The organism is Myxococcus sp. XM-1-1-1, from assembly GCF_020037095.1.
In the GTDB taxonomy this organism is placed as follows: Bacteria; Myxococcota; Myxococcia; order Myxococcales; family Myxococcaceae; genus Myxococcus; species Myxococcus fulvus.
This window is the reverse complement of record NZ_JAIQDH010000001.1, coordinates 145,683-163,612: the sequence shown is the minus strand read 5'-3', so window position 1 is coordinate 163,612 and position 17,930 is coordinate 145,683. Positions and strand designations below refer to the sequence as shown.

The following is a 17,930-nucleotide window of genomic DNA, read 5'->3' as shown; positions in this document are numbered from 1 at the left end:
CATGGGACTCGACCTGGCGGTGCGACCGGTTCTTGGGGGCGCGACCGCTACTCTCGACAGAGTCCCAGTTCGGCCCGCGCCTCGCGCGTCTCCAGGGCGTAGGCCTTGCTCCAGGCGCCCAGCTCCTCCCACGCGCGCCTCGCCTGCTCGCAGCCCTCCTCAGTCGCTCCCGTCAGCCGCAGCGCCCGCGCCAGGCGACGACGCACCCTGGGCACTCGCGCGGAGACCACCTGGCGCTGCGTGAGCGAGGCCAGCGCCGTGCGCAGCGGAGGGAGTGCCTCCGCGGGCTGGCCTCGCGCGAGCTGGACGTCTCCCAGGAGGAGCAGCGCCTCGATGCGCTCGGATGACGAAGGCCCCAGGTCCTTCTCCATGCCCACGAGTGCCTGCTCCACGTGACGCTTCGCCTCGTCCACCTGCCCCAGGAAGAGGAGCGCGTCCGCGAGGGCTCGCAGCCCCGTTGCGTCCACCTCGCCCTTCGCGACGAGCGGCTGCTGGAGCGCGACACCTCGCGCATGGACACCTCGCGCTTCCTCCTGGCGCCCCAACAGCCGCAGCAGCCGGCCCACCTCGTGGAGGTCCAGGGCCACCTCCGGATGAGCGGCACCGTAGACCCGCTCCCGGTGCGCCAGGACGCCTCGCGCGTGGGTGAGCTCCCGCGCGCGCTCGCCCTGCTCGCCCAGGACCCCGAGCCGGTTCGACGCCAGGCCCATCAACACCGGGCTGTCGGCGGCCACGCTCTTCTGCGCCACCGACCAGCTCTCCTCCGCGGCCTCGCGTGCCTGGGCGCCGTGCCCCCATTCGAAATGGACGAGCGCCAGGTTCGACCAGGCCCGGGCCACCGAGAGGTTCGCATCCCCCAACGTGTGACGGAGGATGTCGAGCGCGCGGTGGAGGACGGCCTCCGCCTGGGACAGCTCCCCCAGCATCGCCAGCGTCCCGCCCAGGTTCACCAGGGCGCGTCCGGTGTCCCGGTGCGTCGGTCCGAAGTACGCCTCGTGGAGCCGCACCGACTCCTGTTGCCAGTGCCTCGCCTCCATGAAGCGCCCCTGCTTCCGGGCGAGCATGCCCAGCCGTCCGCTCAGCTCCGCGTGCGCATGCGTCCGCCCCTTCGCGCTGGCGGCCTCCAGCGAGGCGCGCAGCAGCGGCTCGGCCTCCGCGAAGCGCCCCTCCTGCTCCAGCAGCTCCGCCTGCACGTGGTCCAGCAGCGCATCCAGTTCGGCGTCCCTCAGGGACTCCGCCACGGCCCTCGCGCGATGGAAGTAGGGCCAGGCCTCTGGCGTGCGCCCCAGGCTGTACCCGTGCAACCACGCCTGGGACTTGAGCACCCGCCCGAGCACGCCCAGGTGTCGCCCCGCCTCGGCCGCCAGCGAGCCCTGGGCCAGGGACTTCCGGGCCTCGTCGAACGCCCCGGCGTCCTCCTGCAGGAACGCACAGAGTTGATGTGCCTCCGCTTCGAGCGGCCGGTGACGCGTCGCGAGCGCGCGCTCCCGCGCAGGCAGTGCAATCTTGAGCGCCTCGGGCGTGTGGCCCGCGAGCAGCTCCGCGTTCGCGCGCGCCAGCTCCACACGAACCGCGTCCACCTCCGCGCGAGCCTTCGGGTCCTGCGGAAGGGAGACCGCCTCCTGCAACGTGCGCACGTCCGCGCAGTGGACCACGCCGCCAAGCGACGTCCCGAGTCCGAAGCCTCGCTCCACCGTCCGCGCGTCCGCGCCCTGGAGCGCCACCGTCAAGCGCGACAGCTCGTCCAGGCGCTGGTCCAGACACGTCATCCGCAATCCCAGCGCCGCCTCCGACTGCTCGCCGAAGACCCGCGTCGCCTCGCACGCGGATTGATGCGCGTGTGTCCAGTCGCGGGTCCACCGGTCCAGCGAAGAGGCCACGGCCTGGAACGAGGCCTCCGCCGAGGCGTCCCCCGTCCGAAGGAAGGCCTGATGCACCGACTCGCGCACGGGCACGTCCCAGACGCCCACGAGGTGCCGCTCGCTGCCATGACAGACCTCGCTGGAGGCCTTCGAGGACGGCCCCAACACGAGGAACCCCAGGCCCACCAGTCCACCCGCGAGCACGGCCACGGCGGCGCTGCGCTTCCAGGCGCCGACCTCGCGCGAGAGGTGTGCGCGGAGGACCTCCATGGACTCGAAGCGTCGCGCCGGGTCCACCGAGAGCCCTCGTCGGACCACGGCCACGAGCCACGAGGGCAGCCCGCGTTTCTCGGGACGCACCTCCATGCGCCGCATGGACGCCAGCAGCTCGTCGCGCGTGTTGCCCTCGAAGGGGCGCTGTCCGTTGAGCGCCTCATAGAGCGCGACGCAGAAGGAGAACTGGTCCGAGCGCGCATCCCCGCGCTCGCCGCGGAGCTGCTCCGGCGAGGCATACCCGGGGGTCCCCAGGAACACGCCCGTGAGGGTGAGCGCCTCGCCGCCGGTGACGGCGGGGCCTTCCGCCCGAGAGGACTCCTGCGCCGCCGCGTTGGACAGACCGAAGTCGGTGATGCGCACCTGCGCGTCACGCGTGAGCAGGACGTTGTCGGGCTTGAAGTCGCGGTGGGTGATGCCCAGCGCATGCGTGGCCGCGAGCCCATCCGCGGCCTGGACGAAGCGCTCGAGAATCTCCCGGCGCGCGCGCGTCTTCCCCGCGAGCCACTGGCGCAGCGTACCGCCCTCGACCAGCTCCATCACCAGGAAGAGCTGCCCCTGGAACTCACCGACGTCATGCAGGTGGGCCACGTGGGGGTGCGACAGCCGGGCCATCGTGCGGGCCTCGCGCTCCAGTCGTTGACGTGCCTGACCGAGAGAGCCCTCCCCGAGCCTCGTGAGGTTCAGCAGCTTGAGCGCGACCTTGCGGTCCAGCTCCGGGTCGTAGGCCGCATGGACGCGGCCCATGCCGCCCTCCCCCAGGAGCCCCAGCACCACGTAGCGCCCCACGCGCGCGCCCGTTCCGACCCATGGGGCAGGCGTCTGCAGGCCACTCAGCGCAGCGAGCACGCTCCGACACTCCGAGCACCCCGCGACATGCTCGCGGACGCGCGTCGTGCGCTCGGGGTCCAGCTCACCCCTCGCGTAATCGGAGAGCGTGTTCTCGTCGGGACAGCTCACGGCCTCGCCTCCAGCAGGCCCGAGAGGCTCAAATCCAACCGGCCTTGGATGGCGCGCATCAGGCTGTCCACCTCCGGCTCGGGCAGCGACAGGCGCTCGGTGAGCGCGCGTCGCGTGCGCTTCTCCAACAGGGACTGCACCGCGGAGAGCCGGCGGGAGAGCGTGGACTTGTGCAGGCCGAACAACGCGCCCATTCGCTCGAGTGACAACCGCTCGACGAAGTGCAGGCGCAGCAGCTCGCGGTCCTCGTCATCCAGCGACGCCACCGCCCGGACGAAGGCCGCGCGCACGTGCCCTCGGGCCTCCTCGCGGACGAAGCCCAGCTCCAGGCCTCCAGGCGCGGGATGCGCGGCGAGCACCTCGGCATCGACCAGCGATTCGTCTCCGAGCGCCTTGCGCATCCGCAGCGCGAGGCGCACCGCGGAGATGCTCACCCAGTGCAGCAACGGTCCCGAGCCCGCGTAGCCGAGCAGCCGTGAAGGCGCATCCGTGCGTGGCATCAGGAGGTTGGCGCGCAGCACCTGAAGCACCTCATCCACGAACACGGGCGAGGGATGGATGCGCGACAAGGGGACGTGCAGCTCGCGGAAGACCTCCTGCTCCAGCAGCGCACGGGCCGCGGGCACGCCCTCCGCGCACGCGAGCGCGAGCGCGAGGTCCCGGCTGTGCAGTCGCTCCAGCGTGAGCATCGGGTCCGCGGCGCGCGAGAGCAGCGCACCGAGATGTCGCGCGAAGGAACGTGACTCCGGGGCGGCAACACCGAGGGCCGTGGCCTCGGAGACAGCGCGCGCCACGGCCTCCCGGGCTCCTGGTGATTCGCGCAGCCGTGCGGCGGACAGCTCGCCAGCGGACCGCAGCACCGCATCGAACGGCTCGGAGTCAGGCCCATGCATCCCAAGCACTCCTGTCATCAAAGCCGCGAGTCGACGGAGCCAGGGCCTCGCGCATTCAGACCTCGCGCACGAAGGATGAACCGGGGTCCACGCCACCGAAAAATACCACGGAGGCCCAGGGCCTTCGAACGTGGCGTCTTTCTCCGCGGGGCTGAGCCCCGCTCGCGTCCCACGGATGAAACGACCCACACTCCAGGAGAAGCGTCTCGCGACTCCGAAGACGGCAGGAAGGCGAGCCGGGCCCCAGAGGTGAGTCCCCACGAGCAACACCTCAGGAGATGCTTCGCTCCGAGCCACCACTCGGGGGCTTCGCCTCCGTCTGGTGCCCCCTCGGGGGGCACCCGTCCAACGGGCCTCATGCACCGCCTGAGGTGTGGCCCACCTGGACCGCCCCGTCTGACAACCCGCTCGCAGGGCCGCCCGTCTCCGGTGAGCCTCACGCACCCGGGGCCATCTCACGAGGCTTCGTCGCTCCCCCGCTGTTCGTTGCTCCCTCCCGACACCAGATTCGGTAGGACCCCCGGCAGGAGCCCACTTCATGAGCCGACCCCGCCGTCCCTCCCATGCAGGCACGCCCAGCGACCGCCCGACAGGCTTCGTCCGCGTCCGTGGCGCCCGGGAGCACAACCTCAAGAACGTGGACGTGGAGATGCCACGCGACGCCCTGGTGGTCTTCACCGGCGTCTCCGGCTCGGGCAAGTCCTCGCTCGCCTTCGGCACGCTCTACGCGGAAGCCCAGCGACGCTACTTCGAGTCCGTGGCCCCGTACGCCCGCAGGCTCATCGACCAGGCGGGCATCCCGGAAGTGGACGCCATCGAGGGCCTCCCTCCCGCAGTGGCCCTCCAGCAACACCGGGGAGCGCCGACGACGCGCTCGTCCGTGGGCAGCGTGACGACCCTGTCGAACTCGCTGCGCCTCCTGTACTCGCGCGCCGGCACGTACCCGGCGGGCCAACCCCACCTGGACTCGGACGCGTTCTCCCCCAACACGCCCGCGGGCGCCTGTCCGAACTGCCATGGCCTGGGCCGCGTGTACGAAGTCACGGAGCGCTCGCTCGTCCCCGACGACTCGCTCACCATCCGCGAGCGGGCCATCGCCGGCTGGCCTCCCGCGTGGCACGGGCAGAACCTGCGCGACATCCTGGTGACGCTCGGCTACGACGTGGACCGCCCCTGGCGCGAGCTGCCCAAGAAGGACCGCGACTGGATCCTCTTCACGGACGAGCAGCCCACCGTCCCCGTCTACGCGGGCTTCACCCCAGCCGAGACACGCCAGGCCCTCAAGCGCAAGTCGCCCCCCAGCTACATGGGGACCTTCAGCAGCGCGCGGCGCTACGTGCTCCAGGCCTTCGCCACGACGCAGAGCCCGCTCATCAAGAAGCGCGTGTCCCAGTACATGGAGAGCGGCGAGTGCCGCGTCTGCCACGGCAAGCGGCTGCGTCCCGAGTCCCTGTCCGTCACCTTCGCGGGCCTGGACTACGGCGAGCTGTCCCGCCTGCCGCTCAAGCGCGTCGACGCGCTCCTGCGCCCCTTCTCCGACGGCACCGCGCAGGGCCTGAAGAAGCTCACGCGCGAGCACCCCGAGAAGGCGCTCGTCACCGAGCGCATCGCGAAGGACCTGGTGGAGCGCCTGCACGTCCTGATGGAGCTGGGGCTGGGCTACCTGTCGCTGGAGCGCGCCACCCCCACGCTCTCACCCGGTGAGCTCCAGCGGCTGCGGCTGGCCACCCAGGTGCGCTCCAACCTGTTCGGCGTGGTCTACGTGCTGGACGAGCCCTCCGCGGGCCTGCATCCGGCGGACACCCAGGCCCTGCTGCGCGCATTGGACTCGCTGAAGGGCTCGGGCAACTCGCTGTTCGTGGTGGAGCACGAGGTGGACGTCATCCGCCACGCGGACTGGGTGGTGGACGTGGGCCCCGCCGCTGGCGAGCAGGGCGGCGAAATCCTCTACAGCGGCCCGCTGGACGGGCTCCAGGAGGTGGAGTCCTCCCAGACGCGGCGCTACCTCTTCGGCGAGCAGACCACGCGCACGCACGCGCCCCGCGCCCCCAAGGGCTGGCTGCGGCTGAAGGACGTGTCGCGCAACAACCTGCACGGGCTGGACGTCGACTTCCCTCTGGGTGTCTTCACCACGGTGACGGGCATCTCCGGCTCCGGCAAGTCGAGCCTGGTGAGCCAGGTGCTGGTGGAATTGGTCGCCACGCACCTGGGCCACGCGCCGCCCGAGGAGGACGAGGAGGGCGAGCCCCTGGAGCGCTCCGAGGTGAAGACCACGGGCGGCCGCATCGTCGAGGGGATGGAGGGGCTGCACCGGATGGTGCGCGTGGACCAGAAGCCCATCGGCCGCACGCCGCGCTCCAACCTGGCCACGTACACGGGCCTGTTCGACCACGTCCGCAAGCTCTTCGCCGCCACGCCCGCCGCGCGCTCGCGCAAGTACGACGCGGGCCGCTTCTCCTTCAACGTGGCCAAGGGCCGCTGCGAGACGTGCGAGGGCGAGGGCTTCGTGAGCGTGGAGCTGTTGTTCCTGCCCAGCGTCTATGCGCCCTGCCCCACCTGCCATGGCGCCCGCTACAACGCGAAGACCTTGGAGATCCGCTACCGCGGCAAGAACATCGCCGAGGTGCTGGGCATGACGGTGGACGCGGCGCACGCCTTCTTCACCGAGGAGCCCCACGTGGCCCGCGCGCTCGGCGTGCTGCGCGAGGTGGGCCTGGGGTACCTGCGCCTGGGACAGCCAGCCACGGAGCTGTCCGGAGGAGAGGCCCAGCGCATCAAGCTGGCCACCGAGCTGCAACGGCCGCAGCGAGGGCACACGCTCTACGTCCTGGACGAGCCCACCACGGGCCTGCACCCGGCGGACGTGGACAAGCTGATGACGCAGCTGGAGGGCCTGGTCGACGCGGGCAACACCGTCATCCTGGTGGAGCACGACATGCGCGTCGTCTCCGCCAGTGACTGGGTCATCGACATGGGGCCGGGGGCGGGAGACGAGGGTGGGAGCATCGTCGCGGCGGGCCCTCCCGCGAAGCTCGCCCGTTCATCGACGAGCCGCACGGCGCCGTTCCTCACACTAGGATGACCGTCCCCAAGCGCCCTGACGGGCGGAGGTGACGGTTCATGAGACGCTGGCTCGCGCCGTTCTGCATCGCGTTCGTCCTGCTGCTGGGCTGCGACCCGGCCGACCCCGTCAAGCCGGGCCGGCCCTCCACGGAGACGGACGCGGGCACACAGCAGCCGCCGCTCACCAAGAGCGTCAAGCGAGGCCTCGCCTTCGACCTGGCCACGCCCGAGGACCTGGCCGCGGTCTCCCCGGGCGTGAGCTGGTGGTACAACTGGAGCCCTCAGCCGCACGCCAACGTCCCCACCGACTTCCGCACCCGCTACGGGATGGACTTCATCCCCATGCTGTGGAACGGGAACTTCGACGCCGCGCGCATCGAGCAGATGCTGCGCGCCAATCCCCACATCCAGTACCTGCTCCTGCTCAACGAGCCCAACCTGACGGACCAGGCCAACATGTCGCCGCAGGCCGCGGCGCGGCTGTGGCCCCGCTACGAGAGCGTCGCCGCCAACACCGGCGTGAAGCTGGTGGGCCCGGGGATGAATTGGGGGACGCTCGCCGGCTACTCGGACCCGGTGGTGTGGCTGGATGCCTTCTACGCCGCGTATCGCGCGGAGAACGGCAACCGGGAGCCACGCATCGATTACCTGGCGTTCCACTGGTACGACTACGGGCTCGACGGGCAGCTCAACCGGCTGACGAAGTACGGCAAGCCGTTCTGGGTCACCGAGTTCGCCAACTGCCACCAGCAGCGGGACGGCGCGCAGATCGACTCCGTGGCGAAGCAGAAGGCGCAGATGACGGAGATGGTCGCCGTGTGCGAGCGGCGCGCGGACGTGTTCCGCTACGCATGGTTCACCGGCCGCTGGACGAACGACCCCTGCTTCGCGAGCCTGCTGGGCCCCAACGGCGTGCTCAACGAGCTGGGCCAGCACTACCTCTCGCTGCCCGCGCAGTGAGCGGGTGCTGGAGGCTCAGCGCTGCGTCAGCAGCGTCATGGACTCGTACTGGCTGCCCTCGAGCTGGAACGCGCCGGGGGCCTTCGAGTCCTTCTCCAGCTGGTTCTGGATGCCCTTGGGGAGCTGGGCGTACAGGTCCTGACCGAGCAGTTGCTCGATGCGGTCCACCGGCACGCGCGCGTCCTCCAGCAGCGGGACGATGGCTTCCTTCTTCGAGGGGCCGTCCTTCAGGTTCGGCACCATGTACGCGAACATCGTCAGGTTGCCGTTGGGCAGCTCCAGCAGCACCGTCTTGAAGTTGTGCGTGGGGACGGCGATCTTCCGGTCCTTCGCGCCCGTGGTCTCCACCTGGTCCTTCGGCAGGGGCTTGCCCTTGTCGTCCAGGAACAGGTTGCCCGTCACGATGTAGGCCTTGCCGCCCGTCTCTTCCACCAGGCCGTGGATGGCCTTCTCCAGCGTGCGCCACACCTGCTGGTTGTGGTTGCCGTACTGGGGCGCGATGTTGGTCATCTGGTGGCTTTCGTTCATCGCCTCCTGCGTGGGCGAATCCTCCGCGGGCTTCATGTGCCCACGGTCGAAGCCGGTGTTGTTGTAGTCGGAGTCGGTGATGCCCGTGAGCGGCAGCGACGGGTCTCTCACGAAGGTGCTCTTGTTGCGGTTCACCTCCACGGGCGTCTCGTGGATGTCCGCGGCGGAGAGCATGTGGCTGACGAAGGTGGGCAGGTTCTTGCCCTCGTCCAGCATCAGCCGCGAGTACTGCTTCACCATCTCCAGGCCCTTGCCCGCGCCTCCCTTGGGACGCAGCGGGTCCACCTCACCGGCGGCCTCCGCGACGCGGCTCTGGAAGGCGGCCATCTGCTGGTCGGGCACCCACTTCGTGCCGTCCACCTGGTTGGCCTTGGACTTCTGGATGTAGGCCGCGAGCTCTTCCTGGCTGACCTTGCCGTCGCTGTTGCCGCCCAGCAGGTCGGCCCGCTTCGCGAGCCCGTCCTGCCACTTCGCGTCGAAGGCATCCACCTTCACGGAGCCACCGGCCTCGGTGAGCTTCGCGTCGAGCGCGGCGCGGCCCTGCTGGAGCGCGGTGGAGGTGAGGTAGCGGCCGTCGGTGGGGGCGGTGAGGTAGGCCTGGATTTCAGCCGCGGAGACCTTGCCGTTGCCCCCGCGCGTCTTGGTGCCCGCCTGGTCCGCCGCCTTCAGCAGGCCCGCCTCCCAGCTCTGGTCCGTCCAGCCGAACCTGGTCTGCAGCTCGGTGATGGAGACCTCGCGGGCGCTGGAGCGAGCCCAGGCGCTGGTGTCCTGGGGCTTGAGGCCATTGACGGGCGCGGACTCGGTGGACACCGAGGGCGACGGGGTGCTGGCACGAGAAGTGGGTCGCAGCGTCGTCATGGCGGTGACTTCCTTGGGCCGACCAGGGGCTGGCGCGGAGTGAGGCCCGGCCTCTCTATCGTCGGCCCGACGGGGTGCCCGGTTGCGTCATGGCCCCACATTTCTGTCACAAAGGCGTGACTACGGCTTCTTGCCCTGGGACGCCTGGACGGTCCGTGCGTCCGCCTTCGCCTGCTGGAGCGTGCCGACGATCTGCGCCTCGGCCTGGAGGCGCTCGACGTAGTCGGCGGCGAGCCCCGCGCGCTCGGCGGCCAGGGCCAGCGTGACGAGGAAGGCCTCGCTGATGGGGCCCTGGGGGGAAGGGGTGGCCCTGGGCGGGGGCGTGAAGGCGTGGGCGGAGAGCAGCGCGCCGGTGGCGGTGCGCACCTTGACGGGGCGGGAGGTGGAGGCCTCGGCGATCACCGATTCCAGCCGGCTCACCGCGTCCCACGCCTCCGGGGAGAGCCGGCGCAGCACGCCGGGGAGCTTCTTGCCCGGGGCATCCACCAGCCGGGCCACCTTGCCGCCCCAGGCCAGCGAGGGCACGTCGTAGACGACGTCCACGTCCAGGGCCTCGGCCAGCTCTCCGTCCGGCAGCGCGGGCAGGGCCGGCAACCCCGGCAGGCGCTCACGCGCCGTCACCGGGGACAGGTCGACGGAGTAGGCGAACCAGGAGCGCGGCGAGGGCGTGGCGGCGGGCATGGTGTCGAGTCTCGACGGGGCGAGGCCCCGGGACAAGCCCCCGTGGGTGTGGGCCGGGGCGTCGGGCGCGAAGCCTGGTGGGGTGAGCGCCAGGGTCGTGGGCCCGCAGCGACGACGCATTCCGGCGCAACACCGGGCGAGCGCGCCACCGAGCGGAGGGCCTCAGCGACGACGCCTTCCGGGGCTACACCTGGCGAGCGCGCCACCGGGCGAGGGCGTCAGCGACGACGCCTTCCGGAGCACCACTGGCGAGCGCGCGACCGGGCGAGGGCGTCAGCGACGACGCCTTCCGGAGCACCACTGGCGAGCGCACTACCGGGCGGAGGGCGTCAGCGACGACGCCTTCCGGAGCACCACTGGCGAGCGCACTACCGTGCGGAGGGCGTCAGCGACGACGCATTCCGGAGCACCACTGGGCGAGCGCACTACCGGGCGGAGGGCGTCAGCGACGACGCATTCCTGAGCACCACTGGGCGAGTGCGCCACCGTGCGGAGGGCGTCAGCGACGACGCCCTCCGGGACGAGGCAAGGAGGGCTACTCCTCGGTCGTGCGGTTCGCGGCGAGCTCGATGACGTTGACCATCAGGTCCTTCACGCGACGGGGCTTCTCGCCACCGTTGTCGCGGAGGATGAGGTCGATGTCGTCCTCGGGCTCGTGGTACTCGGGGATGAGGTCGCCGCCGCCCTTCGGGTTGGACAGGCCCTCGAAGAGGAAGAGCACGTCCTCGCCCTTGCGGCCGAAGACGGCGCCGTCCTGACGGTCCCGGTACATGTTGATGTCGCGGTTGATGCGGTCGAACGGGTCCGGCAGCTGCGCGTTGGCCTGCTCCACCACGTCGCGGAAGTAGTTCGCCTGCCCGCGACGGTCCGTGTCGACGACGGACAGGCGCTGGTCATCCCAGCGGCCCACCATGTCCACGTTGATGACGCCGGTGATCTGCTCGGTGCCCAGGCCCGGAATCGGGTGGTCCACGAAGTACTGCGAGCCGACCAGGCCCTTCTCCTCCGCGCCCGTCCAGATGAAGAGCACGGAGCGGTCCAGCTCGCCGCGCTTGGCGGCCTCGGCCAGCTCCGGCACCGCCGCCATCAACACCGCGCTGCCGGACGCGTTGTCGTCCGCGCCGTTGTGGACGTTGCCCCGACGATCCGTACCCACGTGGTCCAGGTGGGCCATCACCACGATGACCTCGTCCTTGTGGGGCCCCGAGCCCGGCAGGAGCGCCATGGTGTTGACCGCCTGCCCGGACTCCGTCGCCAGCGAGCGCAGCTCCTCGACACTGCGCAGGCCGCCGTCGCGCGCCGGCGCGAGCGGCTGGCCCTCGGCCTTCATCGCGCTCTCGTACTTCTTGTTGAGCATGGCCAGCGTCTCCTGGGGCATGCCCTCCTCCAGGTAGAAGCCCTCCTCGAAGAGCTTGTGGCCGAACTCCTTGTGCGCCTTGTGCCCCTCGCCGCCGTGCACGTGGTTCTCGCCCGGGTTGCCCAGGAACGAGTACACGTCGAAGCGCTGCTGGTACGGGTTCTCGGGGCTGTTCACGTTGGGGCCGACGAGGCCGTACTTCTCGACGTGGGCCTGCACGTAGGCCGACGCCGCGTCGAGCCCGGGCGACGGGCTGTCACGCCCCTGCAGCTCGTCCGAAGCCAGGTACGCGATGTGCGTCATCGGGTCCGAGTCCGCGACGTTCGGTGCGGGCTCGGTGGGCGTCTCCGGCGTGGGCTCCACCGGGCCCTGGCACGGAGGCGGGGGCACGGGAGCGGGCAGCTGCGGGAGCGGCTGGGGCACCGGCGCGGGAAGCTGCGGCAGCTGCGGCGCGGGGAGGCGGGGCAGCGGCTGGGTGGAGCCGGTCTCGAAGCGGTCCTTGTTCCAGCTCAAGTCGGGCGCCTTCGCCTTGTTCTCGGGCGGCGGAGGGGCCTTCGCGGCCGGGGCTCGCGACGACGCGGTGGGCAGGGGACGAGGCGTGTCGCTGATCTTCGAGGCCATGGTTTGGGGATCCCGATGGAGAGCGTGAATGGCGCGCTTCGGGATTATCGCCACAGTGTGCCTCCAGGTTGCGAGGAGACCTCACTTCACCGTGATTTCAGTGGGTTGTATCAACACATGTTTCAGCGGCGGCGGATCACCGGGCCCCGAGGGCCAGGGTGGTGGGCGCGCAGGGCGTCCACGAAGGCGCTCAGCGCCGGCTCCCGCTCCCCTGCCCGGGTCGCCACCGCCCAGTCCAGCCAGAGGCCCCGAGGGCCGACGCGCACGGCGTGCAGCCCGCCCTCGGCGAGCCACGGCGTCACGGCCCACCGGGGCAGCACGGTGACGCCCAGGTTGGCGCGGACCATCTCCAGTGCCACGCCCCCCGTCATGGGGATGAGCGTCGCCTTGCGTGGCGAGAGGTTGCCCGCCTTCGCGAGCGCCCGGCCCAGCGGCGTGTGCGCCGCGAGCGCGCCCGCGTCGACCCAGACGTGCTCCTCCGCGAGGGCCCGGACCTCCACCTCCTTGCGACGCGAGGTGGCCCACGCATGCTCCCGGCCCACCACGGCGACCAGCTCGTCCCGGAAGAGCGGCTCCACCTGGATGCGGGGACCGGGCCGGGCCTCACCGGCCACGAGCGCGACGTCGAGCCTGCGCGACAGCAACCACTCGGTGGGCGCCTCCCCCGCCTCGGCGACGATGGTGACCTCCAGCCCGGGCCAGTCCCGGGAGAAGCCGCGCAGGAGCTCCGGCAGCCAACGGTAGGACTGCAGACACGCGGTCGCCACCCGGAGCGTGCCGCTGGCGCCGCTCAACAGCTCCCGCGTCTCCGCCTCGGCCCGGACGAGCTCGCTCAGCACCGAGCGCGCGGCCTCGGTGAGACGCCTGCCCGCGGAGGTCGGCTCCAGCCGTCGCCACTGACGATGGAACAGCGGCCCCCCGAGCCGGTCCTCCAGCTCCCGCAGTTGCTGGCTCAACGCGGAGGCAGACAGGTGGAGCTTGCGTGCGGCGGCGTTGAGGCTGCCCAGCTCCTCGATCGCGGCGAGCAACAAGAGGTGACGTGTCTCCACGAGCGGGCTCGGCATCGATTCAGCCTGCCTTAACACTGCCTCCGGAACAACGCGTTCGACTGAATCGAAGCCAGCTCGCATCTTCGCGTGACGGAACACCCCGCCGCGAGGTCCGGGTCTGGCTCGCGCGCCGGGAGGAACACCGACCCGAAGGATGGATGGACACCATGAATCGTCACCTGCGCACGTCACTCGCGGCGCTCCTCGTCACCCTGCTCGGCTGCGCGGGCTCGACGACGGGCGGCCCCTTGGCTTCCCGGTCCACGTCTCCGAGCACATCGAACGTCGAGGCGTATCCCGTCGAGCACCTCGCGGTGCGCTCGCTCATCGAGCGCTTCGCGGACGCGGCCAACCATCAGGACTGGAAGACCATGGAGTCGCTCTTCACCGAGGACGCGGTCTGGGAGGTGAAGGCCGCGCCGCCCATGGGCTGGACGTTCGAGGGACGCAACGCCATCCGAGAGGGCATGACGGGCAATACCGCGCGCGTCGAGCTGCGCGTCATGAGCGTCACGCCCATCGTCGTCCACGTGCAGGGCCCCGAGCGGGCCACCGCGCGCTCCACCCTGGACGAGGTCCTCCGCGTCAGGCAGACGGGCAAGGACCTGCGGGTGGTGGGCACCTACTCCGACCAATTCGTGAAGCAGGACGGCCAGTGGCGCTTCGCCCGGAGGACCTTCGAGTTCCGCTACGAAGAGGAGCTCGGCACCCCCACGGGAGGTGCGCGCTGAGCGCCGCGTCGACACCACGCGTGGCGCTGGGAGGCTGAGCGACGGGCTCGGCTCAGAGGTGGCGGACCTCGGTGGGGGGCTTCGTGAAGTCGTCGTCGCGTCCGTTGACGTAGGTGATGGGCGAGCGCATCAGCTCGTCCACGTCCACGTCGTCCAGGCAGTTGACCTTGATGGTGTAGTACTTGCCCAGCTCCGTGTCGTCGCCCCAGCCGAACGCGTGCACGCCGCAGTGCTTGCAGAACAGGTGATGGAGCTGCCTGGTGCGGGACTGGTACTCGGTGAGCGCGGACTCACCGGCCAGGAGCCGGAAGTCCTCGGGGCCGATGACGGATTGCCACAGCCGCGCCTTGGTGCAGATGGAGCAGTTGCACTTGTAGGTGCCCTGGCTCAGGTCGACATCCGCTTCGTACCGGACCGCTCCACAGTGACAGCCGCCGACGTACGTCTTCTTCACGAGTGACGCTCCTCATGGCCCCAGCCACGAGCCCCTCCCTCCCGAGAGCCCCGCCGCCAGCCCCCTCTCGTGGGGGCTTTTCCGTTCCGGAGAAGCAGAGCACGAGACGGCGCCCGGGCCACGGCCGGATTTCGCCCGACCGCGCCCTCCTCCACGAGGGCGACATCCGGGACGTCGTCACGCCAACGACCCGCCGCGCGAGCGTCGCATACCGTCGACGAGGCCCGGGGCGGCACGTCCGACATCCGACGGAGGACCGGGCGCCCGAGCGCTCGTCATGCGCGCCCACCCCACCGCGTCCGTGCCCCGGCACGGACAGTCCGGAGCTACTCTCCGGCCGCGCGCACCCGACCTCATGGACCTCACGCTCTGGGCCACCTTCACGCTGACGATGGCGCTCTTCGCCATCACTCCGGGACCCGCCGTCTTGCTGGTGGTCTCGCAAGCGATGTCGCGGGGCTTCCGGGCGGGGATGAGCGCGACGCTGGGCATCCAGGCCGGCAACGCCGTGTACTTCCTCGTCTCCGTGGCGGGCCTGGGCGCCGCGCTGGCCACCTCGCGAATCGCCTTCAACGCCATCCGCTACGCGGGCGCCGCCTACCTCGTCTACCTGGGCGTGAGCACGTTGTGGGCCGCGAAGCAGAGCCTCACGCTGGCCGAGCGCCCCAAGCCGCCCCTGTGGCAGGGCGCCTTCGTGCAGGGCTTCGCCAAGCAGCTCGCCAACCCCAAGTCCATCCTGTTCTTCGGCTCGCTGCTGCCGCAGTTCGTCCAGCCGGGCCCTCACGCGGGGCTGCAGTTCACCGTGTACGGCGTCTCCTGCATCGTGGTGGAGGTGCCGGTGCTGGCCGGGTACGCCTGGCTGGGCGTCGCCGGAGGCCGCGTCTCCAGCTCACCGCGCGCCCAGGTCTGGCGGGAGCGGCTGTCGGGCCTGGCGCTCATCGGCATCGGCGTGGTGCTCATCACGATGCGTCCGCCGGCCTGAGGCCCACGCACGGCGCCCTCGGCCCCGGGGCGCCGTGCCGGACGTCCTCTCAGGGCGACGGCGTCGACTCGGCGGGCGCGTCCGCGGGCGGCTCCTTCAGCGCCTCCAGCTCCCGCGCGTTGGCCGCGCGCGTCTTGGGCTTGCCCTTCTCCAGGCTGATGAGGGTGGCCTTGTTGCCCAGGACGCAGGCCAGGGTCTCCCCCAGCGCGGGGGCCTTCTTCACCGCGTCGCAGCGGCCCACGTAGGCCACCTGACGGCGCGCGGGCTCGATGCCGAACGCCACCGCGAAGAACTTCCCCGGGGTACCAGCGAAGGGGCCTCCGGACACGAGCGTCACCCAGGTGTCCTTCAGGAGCTCCGGCGTGTAGAGCACGTCGTAGCTCTCCGGCTTGCACTCGCGCTGGGTGCTCCCGGCCTTGCAGCGCTGCGCGCCCCGGATCTTCTCGAAGAGGCCGTTGTCCACCCGCGCGGTGAACATGGGCGCGGGCAGCTCGTAGCGCACGGGCCCGGCCTTCTCCAGGCCCGCGCAGGTGCGCTTGCCATCCGTCGCGGAGACTCGCAGCGTCAGCGGCATCTGCTGCGTGCCCGTGGACGAGGTGAGGATGAACGCGGTGCCCGTCTGCGCCAGGGACTCGGGGACGGTGACGGAGAAGGCCCCGATGAAGTCCGAGGGCCCCTCGTCCGAGTCGGTGAGCAGCAGGTGCAGTGAGCCGCCCACGCCCACCGGGAGCCAGGCCCCCGAGCGCGTCTCCTCCAGGAAGAGGCTGTTCCACAGGAGGACGCTGGCGTCCTCCTGCTTCGGGCCGATGACGACGGGCGAGGCGCCCTCCACGTCGACCGCCATCGCGGTCAGCTCCGGGTCCGCCGAGGAGCCTTCGTCCCACGCGGAGCCGCTGGCGTTGGTCGACTCGACCTTCGCCGCCAGCGGGGACACGAACAGCTCCTTGCACGCCCGATAGTCCTGCGCCCACGCCTGCGTGGAGACACAGAGCCCCAGCAACAGCCACCCTCGCATCATGCTTCCTCTCACTCCAGCCTGGGCGTCAGCGCCTCGGCTATAGCCCCAACGCGTATACCTTGTTCCGGTCCACCACGTAGACACGGTCCTTCACGATGACCGGGTCCCGCAGCGCGCCCCCGTCCGACGTGCCCACCAGCGACAGCTTGGTGGCGCTCCACAACGTCGACAACGTGGAGACGGCGACGACATGCAGCCCGGTGCGCGAGGTGATGACCAGCGTGGGGATGCTCACGCCCGAGTCGTCCTTCGTCCCCGACGCCGCCGCGATGCTCGTGCTGCGCCTGCCCGCGAAGGGCGTGGTGGAAAAATCCAGCAGGTCTCGCCCGTAGAACGGGACGACGACGTCATACACCCCCGTCAGCGTGGTCGTCAGGGGCGTGCCGCCGGAGAGCGCGTCGAAGGAGTACAGGACGGTGCCCAGGTTGGAGCCGGAGGTCTCCTGCGCCGCGAAGATGGCCCGTCCGGCCACGAGCACCGGCGCCTGGAAGCCGGTGAGGTGCGAGGCGGGGAGCGGCGCGGAGCGGAAGAGGCTGGCGCCGTTGTAGCCCGCGTTGCGGATGTTGAACGTCACGGTGCCGGTGGCCGGGTCCCGCTCCAGCAGATAGATGCGATTGCCCGACACGCTGATGTGGCTTGCGGGCTCCAGCGCCACGCGGGGCCAGCGCGCCGTGCCCGTGGCGACATCCCAGCCATACAGGCCCGTGGCGAAGGGACGGGGCTCGGTGGCGGAGCAGTTGGTGGAGCACTGGAAGTTGTAGAGGGCGGCCAGGTAGATGAAGCCGCCGTCCGCGGCGATGGAGCCCAGCCGGTCCTCGGCCGTGTCCCACTGGTGCTGCGGGAAGACGCGCGTGCCGCCGTAGTAGCCGTAGGTGTTCAGCTCCAGGAGCAGGTTGCCGCGCTTGTCGAAGGAGCGCAGGCCCAGCTTGGGGCCGTGGTAGTGGAGCTGGTTGTAGACCCACAGGCGCGTGCCGTCCGACAGCGACTGGCCCCAGCTGTCGTTGGGTGCCTGCTCGTACTCGGCATAGGGGATGGTGCCTCCGGAGTAGTAGTTGGCGCCGAACTGCTGGCTCCAGGTCCGGATGCCGTCGTCGTTGCGGACGATGCCCTCCTTCGCCTCGAAGACACCGCCGCCCACGTTCTTCTCGTAGGTGAACATCGTCGGCCAGTGGCCCCGGTTGTCATTGAGCTGGCGGTCCACGCTCCACACGTTGGCGCCGGTGTCCACGGCGAGCTTGTCCAGCGCGGGGCTGCCGCCGGAGCCGACGTAGTTGGGATTGGAGTTCCACGTCAGGTAGACGCCGCCGGTGTTCGCCACCACGCGCTCGACGCCCTGCACCGTGCGCCCCACGCCGGCGGTCGGTGCGTACTCCCAGAGCTTGCGCAAGGGATGCCACGCACAGCCGTCGGAGGTGGAGGAGCGGCGGGCATCATGCCCCAGCGTCGTCCAGGCGTTGGTTCCCGTGCACGCTGGCACCACGGCGGAGGTGACGACTCCCGCTGTCTCGGCTGGCGGTGGCGGGGCTTCCGTCCCCGGGCCTCCACAAGCGACGAGCCCCACGGCGGACCCCATCAGCACCACGCCTCGTGTCTTCAGCGTCATGGCACGACCTCCCCGTTTGTGGGCCCACGCTAGCGGT

The 17,930-nt window shown here is 70.8% G+C and carries 13 protein-coding genes; 4 read left to right on the top strand and 9 right to left on the bottom strand.

The window, feature by feature from the left end; all coding sequences use genetic code 11:
* Positions 1-47: 47 nt before the first annotated feature.
* Both K8640_RS00670 and K8640_RS00665 read right to left on the bottom strand, forming a co-directional pair.
* Positions 48-3,095 (bottom strand): protein kinase domain-containing protein, encoded by a 3,048-nt coding sequence (locus tag K8640_RS00670; RefSeq protein WP_223745313.1) that lies wholly within the window; start codon positions 3,093-3,095, stop codon positions 48-50.
* On the bottom strand, positions 3,092-3,988 hold the full coding sequence (locus K8640_RS00665) for a transcriptional regulator (protein ID WP_223745312.1): 897 nt from the start codon (positions 3,986-3,988) through the stop codon (positions 3,092-3,094). Before K8640_RS00665 ends, K8640_RS00670 begins: the two co-directional genes overlap by 4 nt.
* A gap of 538 nt (positions 3,989-4,526) precedes the next feature.
* Between K8640_RS00665 and uvrA the strand changes: the two genes are divergently transcribed.
* The gene (gene uvrA / locus K8640_RS00660; RefSeq protein WP_223745311.1) at positions 4,527-7,070 is read left to right on the top strand and encodes an excinuclease ABC subunit UvrA; all 2,544 of its coding nucleotides are present in this window, start codon (positions 4,527-4,529) and stop codon (positions 7,068-7,070) included.
* A 38-nt stretch (positions 7,071-7,108) separates the two neighbouring features.
* Positions 7,109-8,011, top strand: coding sequence for a glycoside hydrolase family protein (locus tag K8640_RS00655; protein ID WP_223745310.1), 903 nt, complete (start codon positions 7,109-7,111; stop codon positions 8,009-8,011).
* Positions 8,012-8,026: 15 nt separating this feature from the next.
* On the opposite strand, the gene K8640_RS00650 is transcribed toward K8640_RS00655, so the two are convergent.
* From K8640_RS00650 to K8640_RS00635, 4 genes are all read right to left on the bottom strand, one after another.
* Positions 8,027-9,397, bottom strand: a complete 1,371-nt coding sequence (locus K8640_RS00650) for a DNA/RNA non-specific endonuclease (RefSeq protein ID WP_223745309.1) — start codon at positions 9,395-9,397, stop codon at positions 8,027-8,029.
* Between the two features lie 120 nt (positions 9,398-9,517).
* Positions 9,518-10,078: a gamma-glutamylcyclotransferase gene (locus tag K8640_RS00645; protein WP_223745308.1), complete on the bottom strand. Its 561-nt coding sequence runs from the start codon at positions 10,076-10,078 to the stop codon at positions 9,518-9,520.
* Between the two features lie 535 nt (positions 10,079-10,613).
* The gene (locus K8640_RS00640; protein WP_223745307.1) at positions 10,614-12,056 is read right to left on the bottom strand and encodes a M28 family metallopeptidase; all 1,443 of its coding nucleotides are present in this window, start codon (positions 12,054-12,056) and stop codon (positions 10,614-10,616) included.
* A gap of 122 nt (positions 12,057-12,178) precedes the next feature.
* Complete coding sequence (locus K8640_RS00635) at positions 12,179-13,120, bottom strand: LysR family transcriptional regulator (RefSeq protein ID WP_223745306.1); 942 nt, start codon at positions 13,118-13,120, stop codon at positions 12,179-12,181.
* A 152-nt stretch (positions 13,121-13,272) separates the two neighbouring features.
* Here K8640_RS00635 and K8640_RS00630 point away from each other — a divergent pair, with 152 nt between their 5' ends.
* Positions 13,273-13,836, top strand: a complete 564-nt coding sequence (locus K8640_RS00630; protein WP_223745305.1) for a nuclear transport factor 2 family protein — start codon at positions 13,273-13,275, stop codon at positions 13,834-13,836.
* Positions 13,837-13,888: 52 nt separating this feature from the next.
* Here the strand turns inward: K8640_RS00630 and K8640_RS00625 are convergent, their stop codons facing one another.
* Positions 13,889-14,290: a GFA family protein gene (locus tag K8640_RS00625; RefSeq protein ID WP_223745304.1), complete on the bottom strand. Its 402-nt coding sequence runs from the start codon at positions 14,288-14,290 to the stop codon at positions 13,889-13,891.
* Positions 14,291-14,645: 355 nt separating this feature from the next.
* Between K8640_RS00625 and K8640_RS00620 the strand changes: the two genes are divergently transcribed.
* Entirely contained in the window at positions 14,646-15,272 is a 627-nt protein-coding gene (locus K8640_RS00620; protein ID WP_046715388.1) for a LysE family translocator, read from the top strand.
* A 49-nt stretch (positions 15,273-15,321) separates the two neighbouring features.
* On the opposite strand, the gene K8640_RS00615 is transcribed toward K8640_RS00620, so the two are convergent.
* Positions 15,322-16,290 (bottom strand): hypothetical protein, encoded by a 969-nt coding sequence (locus tag K8640_RS00615; RefSeq protein WP_223745303.1) that lies wholly within the window; start codon positions 16,288-16,290, stop codon positions 15,322-15,324.
* 37 nt (positions 16,291-16,327) lie between these two features.
* The gene (locus K8640_RS00610; protein WP_223745302.1) at positions 16,328-17,893 is read right to left on the bottom strand and encodes a hypothetical protein; all 1,566 of its coding nucleotides are present in this window, start codon (positions 17,891-17,893) and stop codon (positions 16,328-16,330) included.
* Positions 17,894-17,930 lie beyond the last annotated feature (37 nt).

Bases quoted from the DNA above. Each gene is read 5' to 3' on its own strand.
- K8640_RS00665 (WP_223745312.1), bottom strand. From the start codon at position 3,988: ATGCATGGGCCTGACTCCGAGCCGTTCGATGCGGTGCTGCGGTCCGCT.
- uvrA (WP_223745311.1), top strand. From the start codon at position 4,527: ATGAGCCGACCCCGCCGTCCCTCCCATGCAGGCACGCCCAGCGACCGC.
- K8640_RS00655 (WP_223745310.1), top strand. From the start codon at position 7,109: ATGAGACGCTGGCTCGCGCCGTTCTGCATCGCGTTCGTCCTGCTGCTG.
- K8640_RS00650 (WP_223745309.1), bottom strand. From the start codon at position 9,397: ATGACGACGCTGCGACCCACTTCTCGTGCCAGCACCCCGTCGCCCTCG.
- K8640_RS00645 (WP_223745308.1), bottom strand. From the start codon at position 10,078: ATGCCCGCCGCCACGCCCTCGCCGCGCTCCTGGTTCGCCTACTCCGTC.
- K8640_RS00640 (WP_223745307.1), bottom strand. From the start codon at position 12,056: ATGGCCTCGAAGATCAGCGACACGCCTCGTCCCCTGCCCACCGCGTCG.
- K8640_RS00635 (WP_223745306.1), bottom strand. From the start codon at position 13,120: ATGCCGAGCCCGCTCGTGGAGACACGTCACCTCTTGTTGCTCGCCGCG.
- K8640_RS00630 (WP_223745305.1), top strand. From the start codon at position 13,273: ATGAATCGTCACCTGCGCACGTCACTCGCGGCGCTCCTCGTCACCCTG.
- K8640_RS00620 (WP_046715388.1), top strand. From the start codon at position 14,646: ATGGACCTCACGCTCTGGGCCACCTTCACGCTGACGATGGCGCTCTTC.
- K8640_RS00615 (WP_223745303.1), bottom strand. From the start codon at position 16,290: ATGATGCGAGGGTGGCTGTTGCTGGGGCTCTGTGTCTCCACGCAGGCG.
- K8640_RS00610 (WP_223745302.1), bottom strand. From the start codon at position 17,893: ATGACGCTGAAGACACGAGGCGTGGTGCTGATGGGGTCCGCCGTGGGG.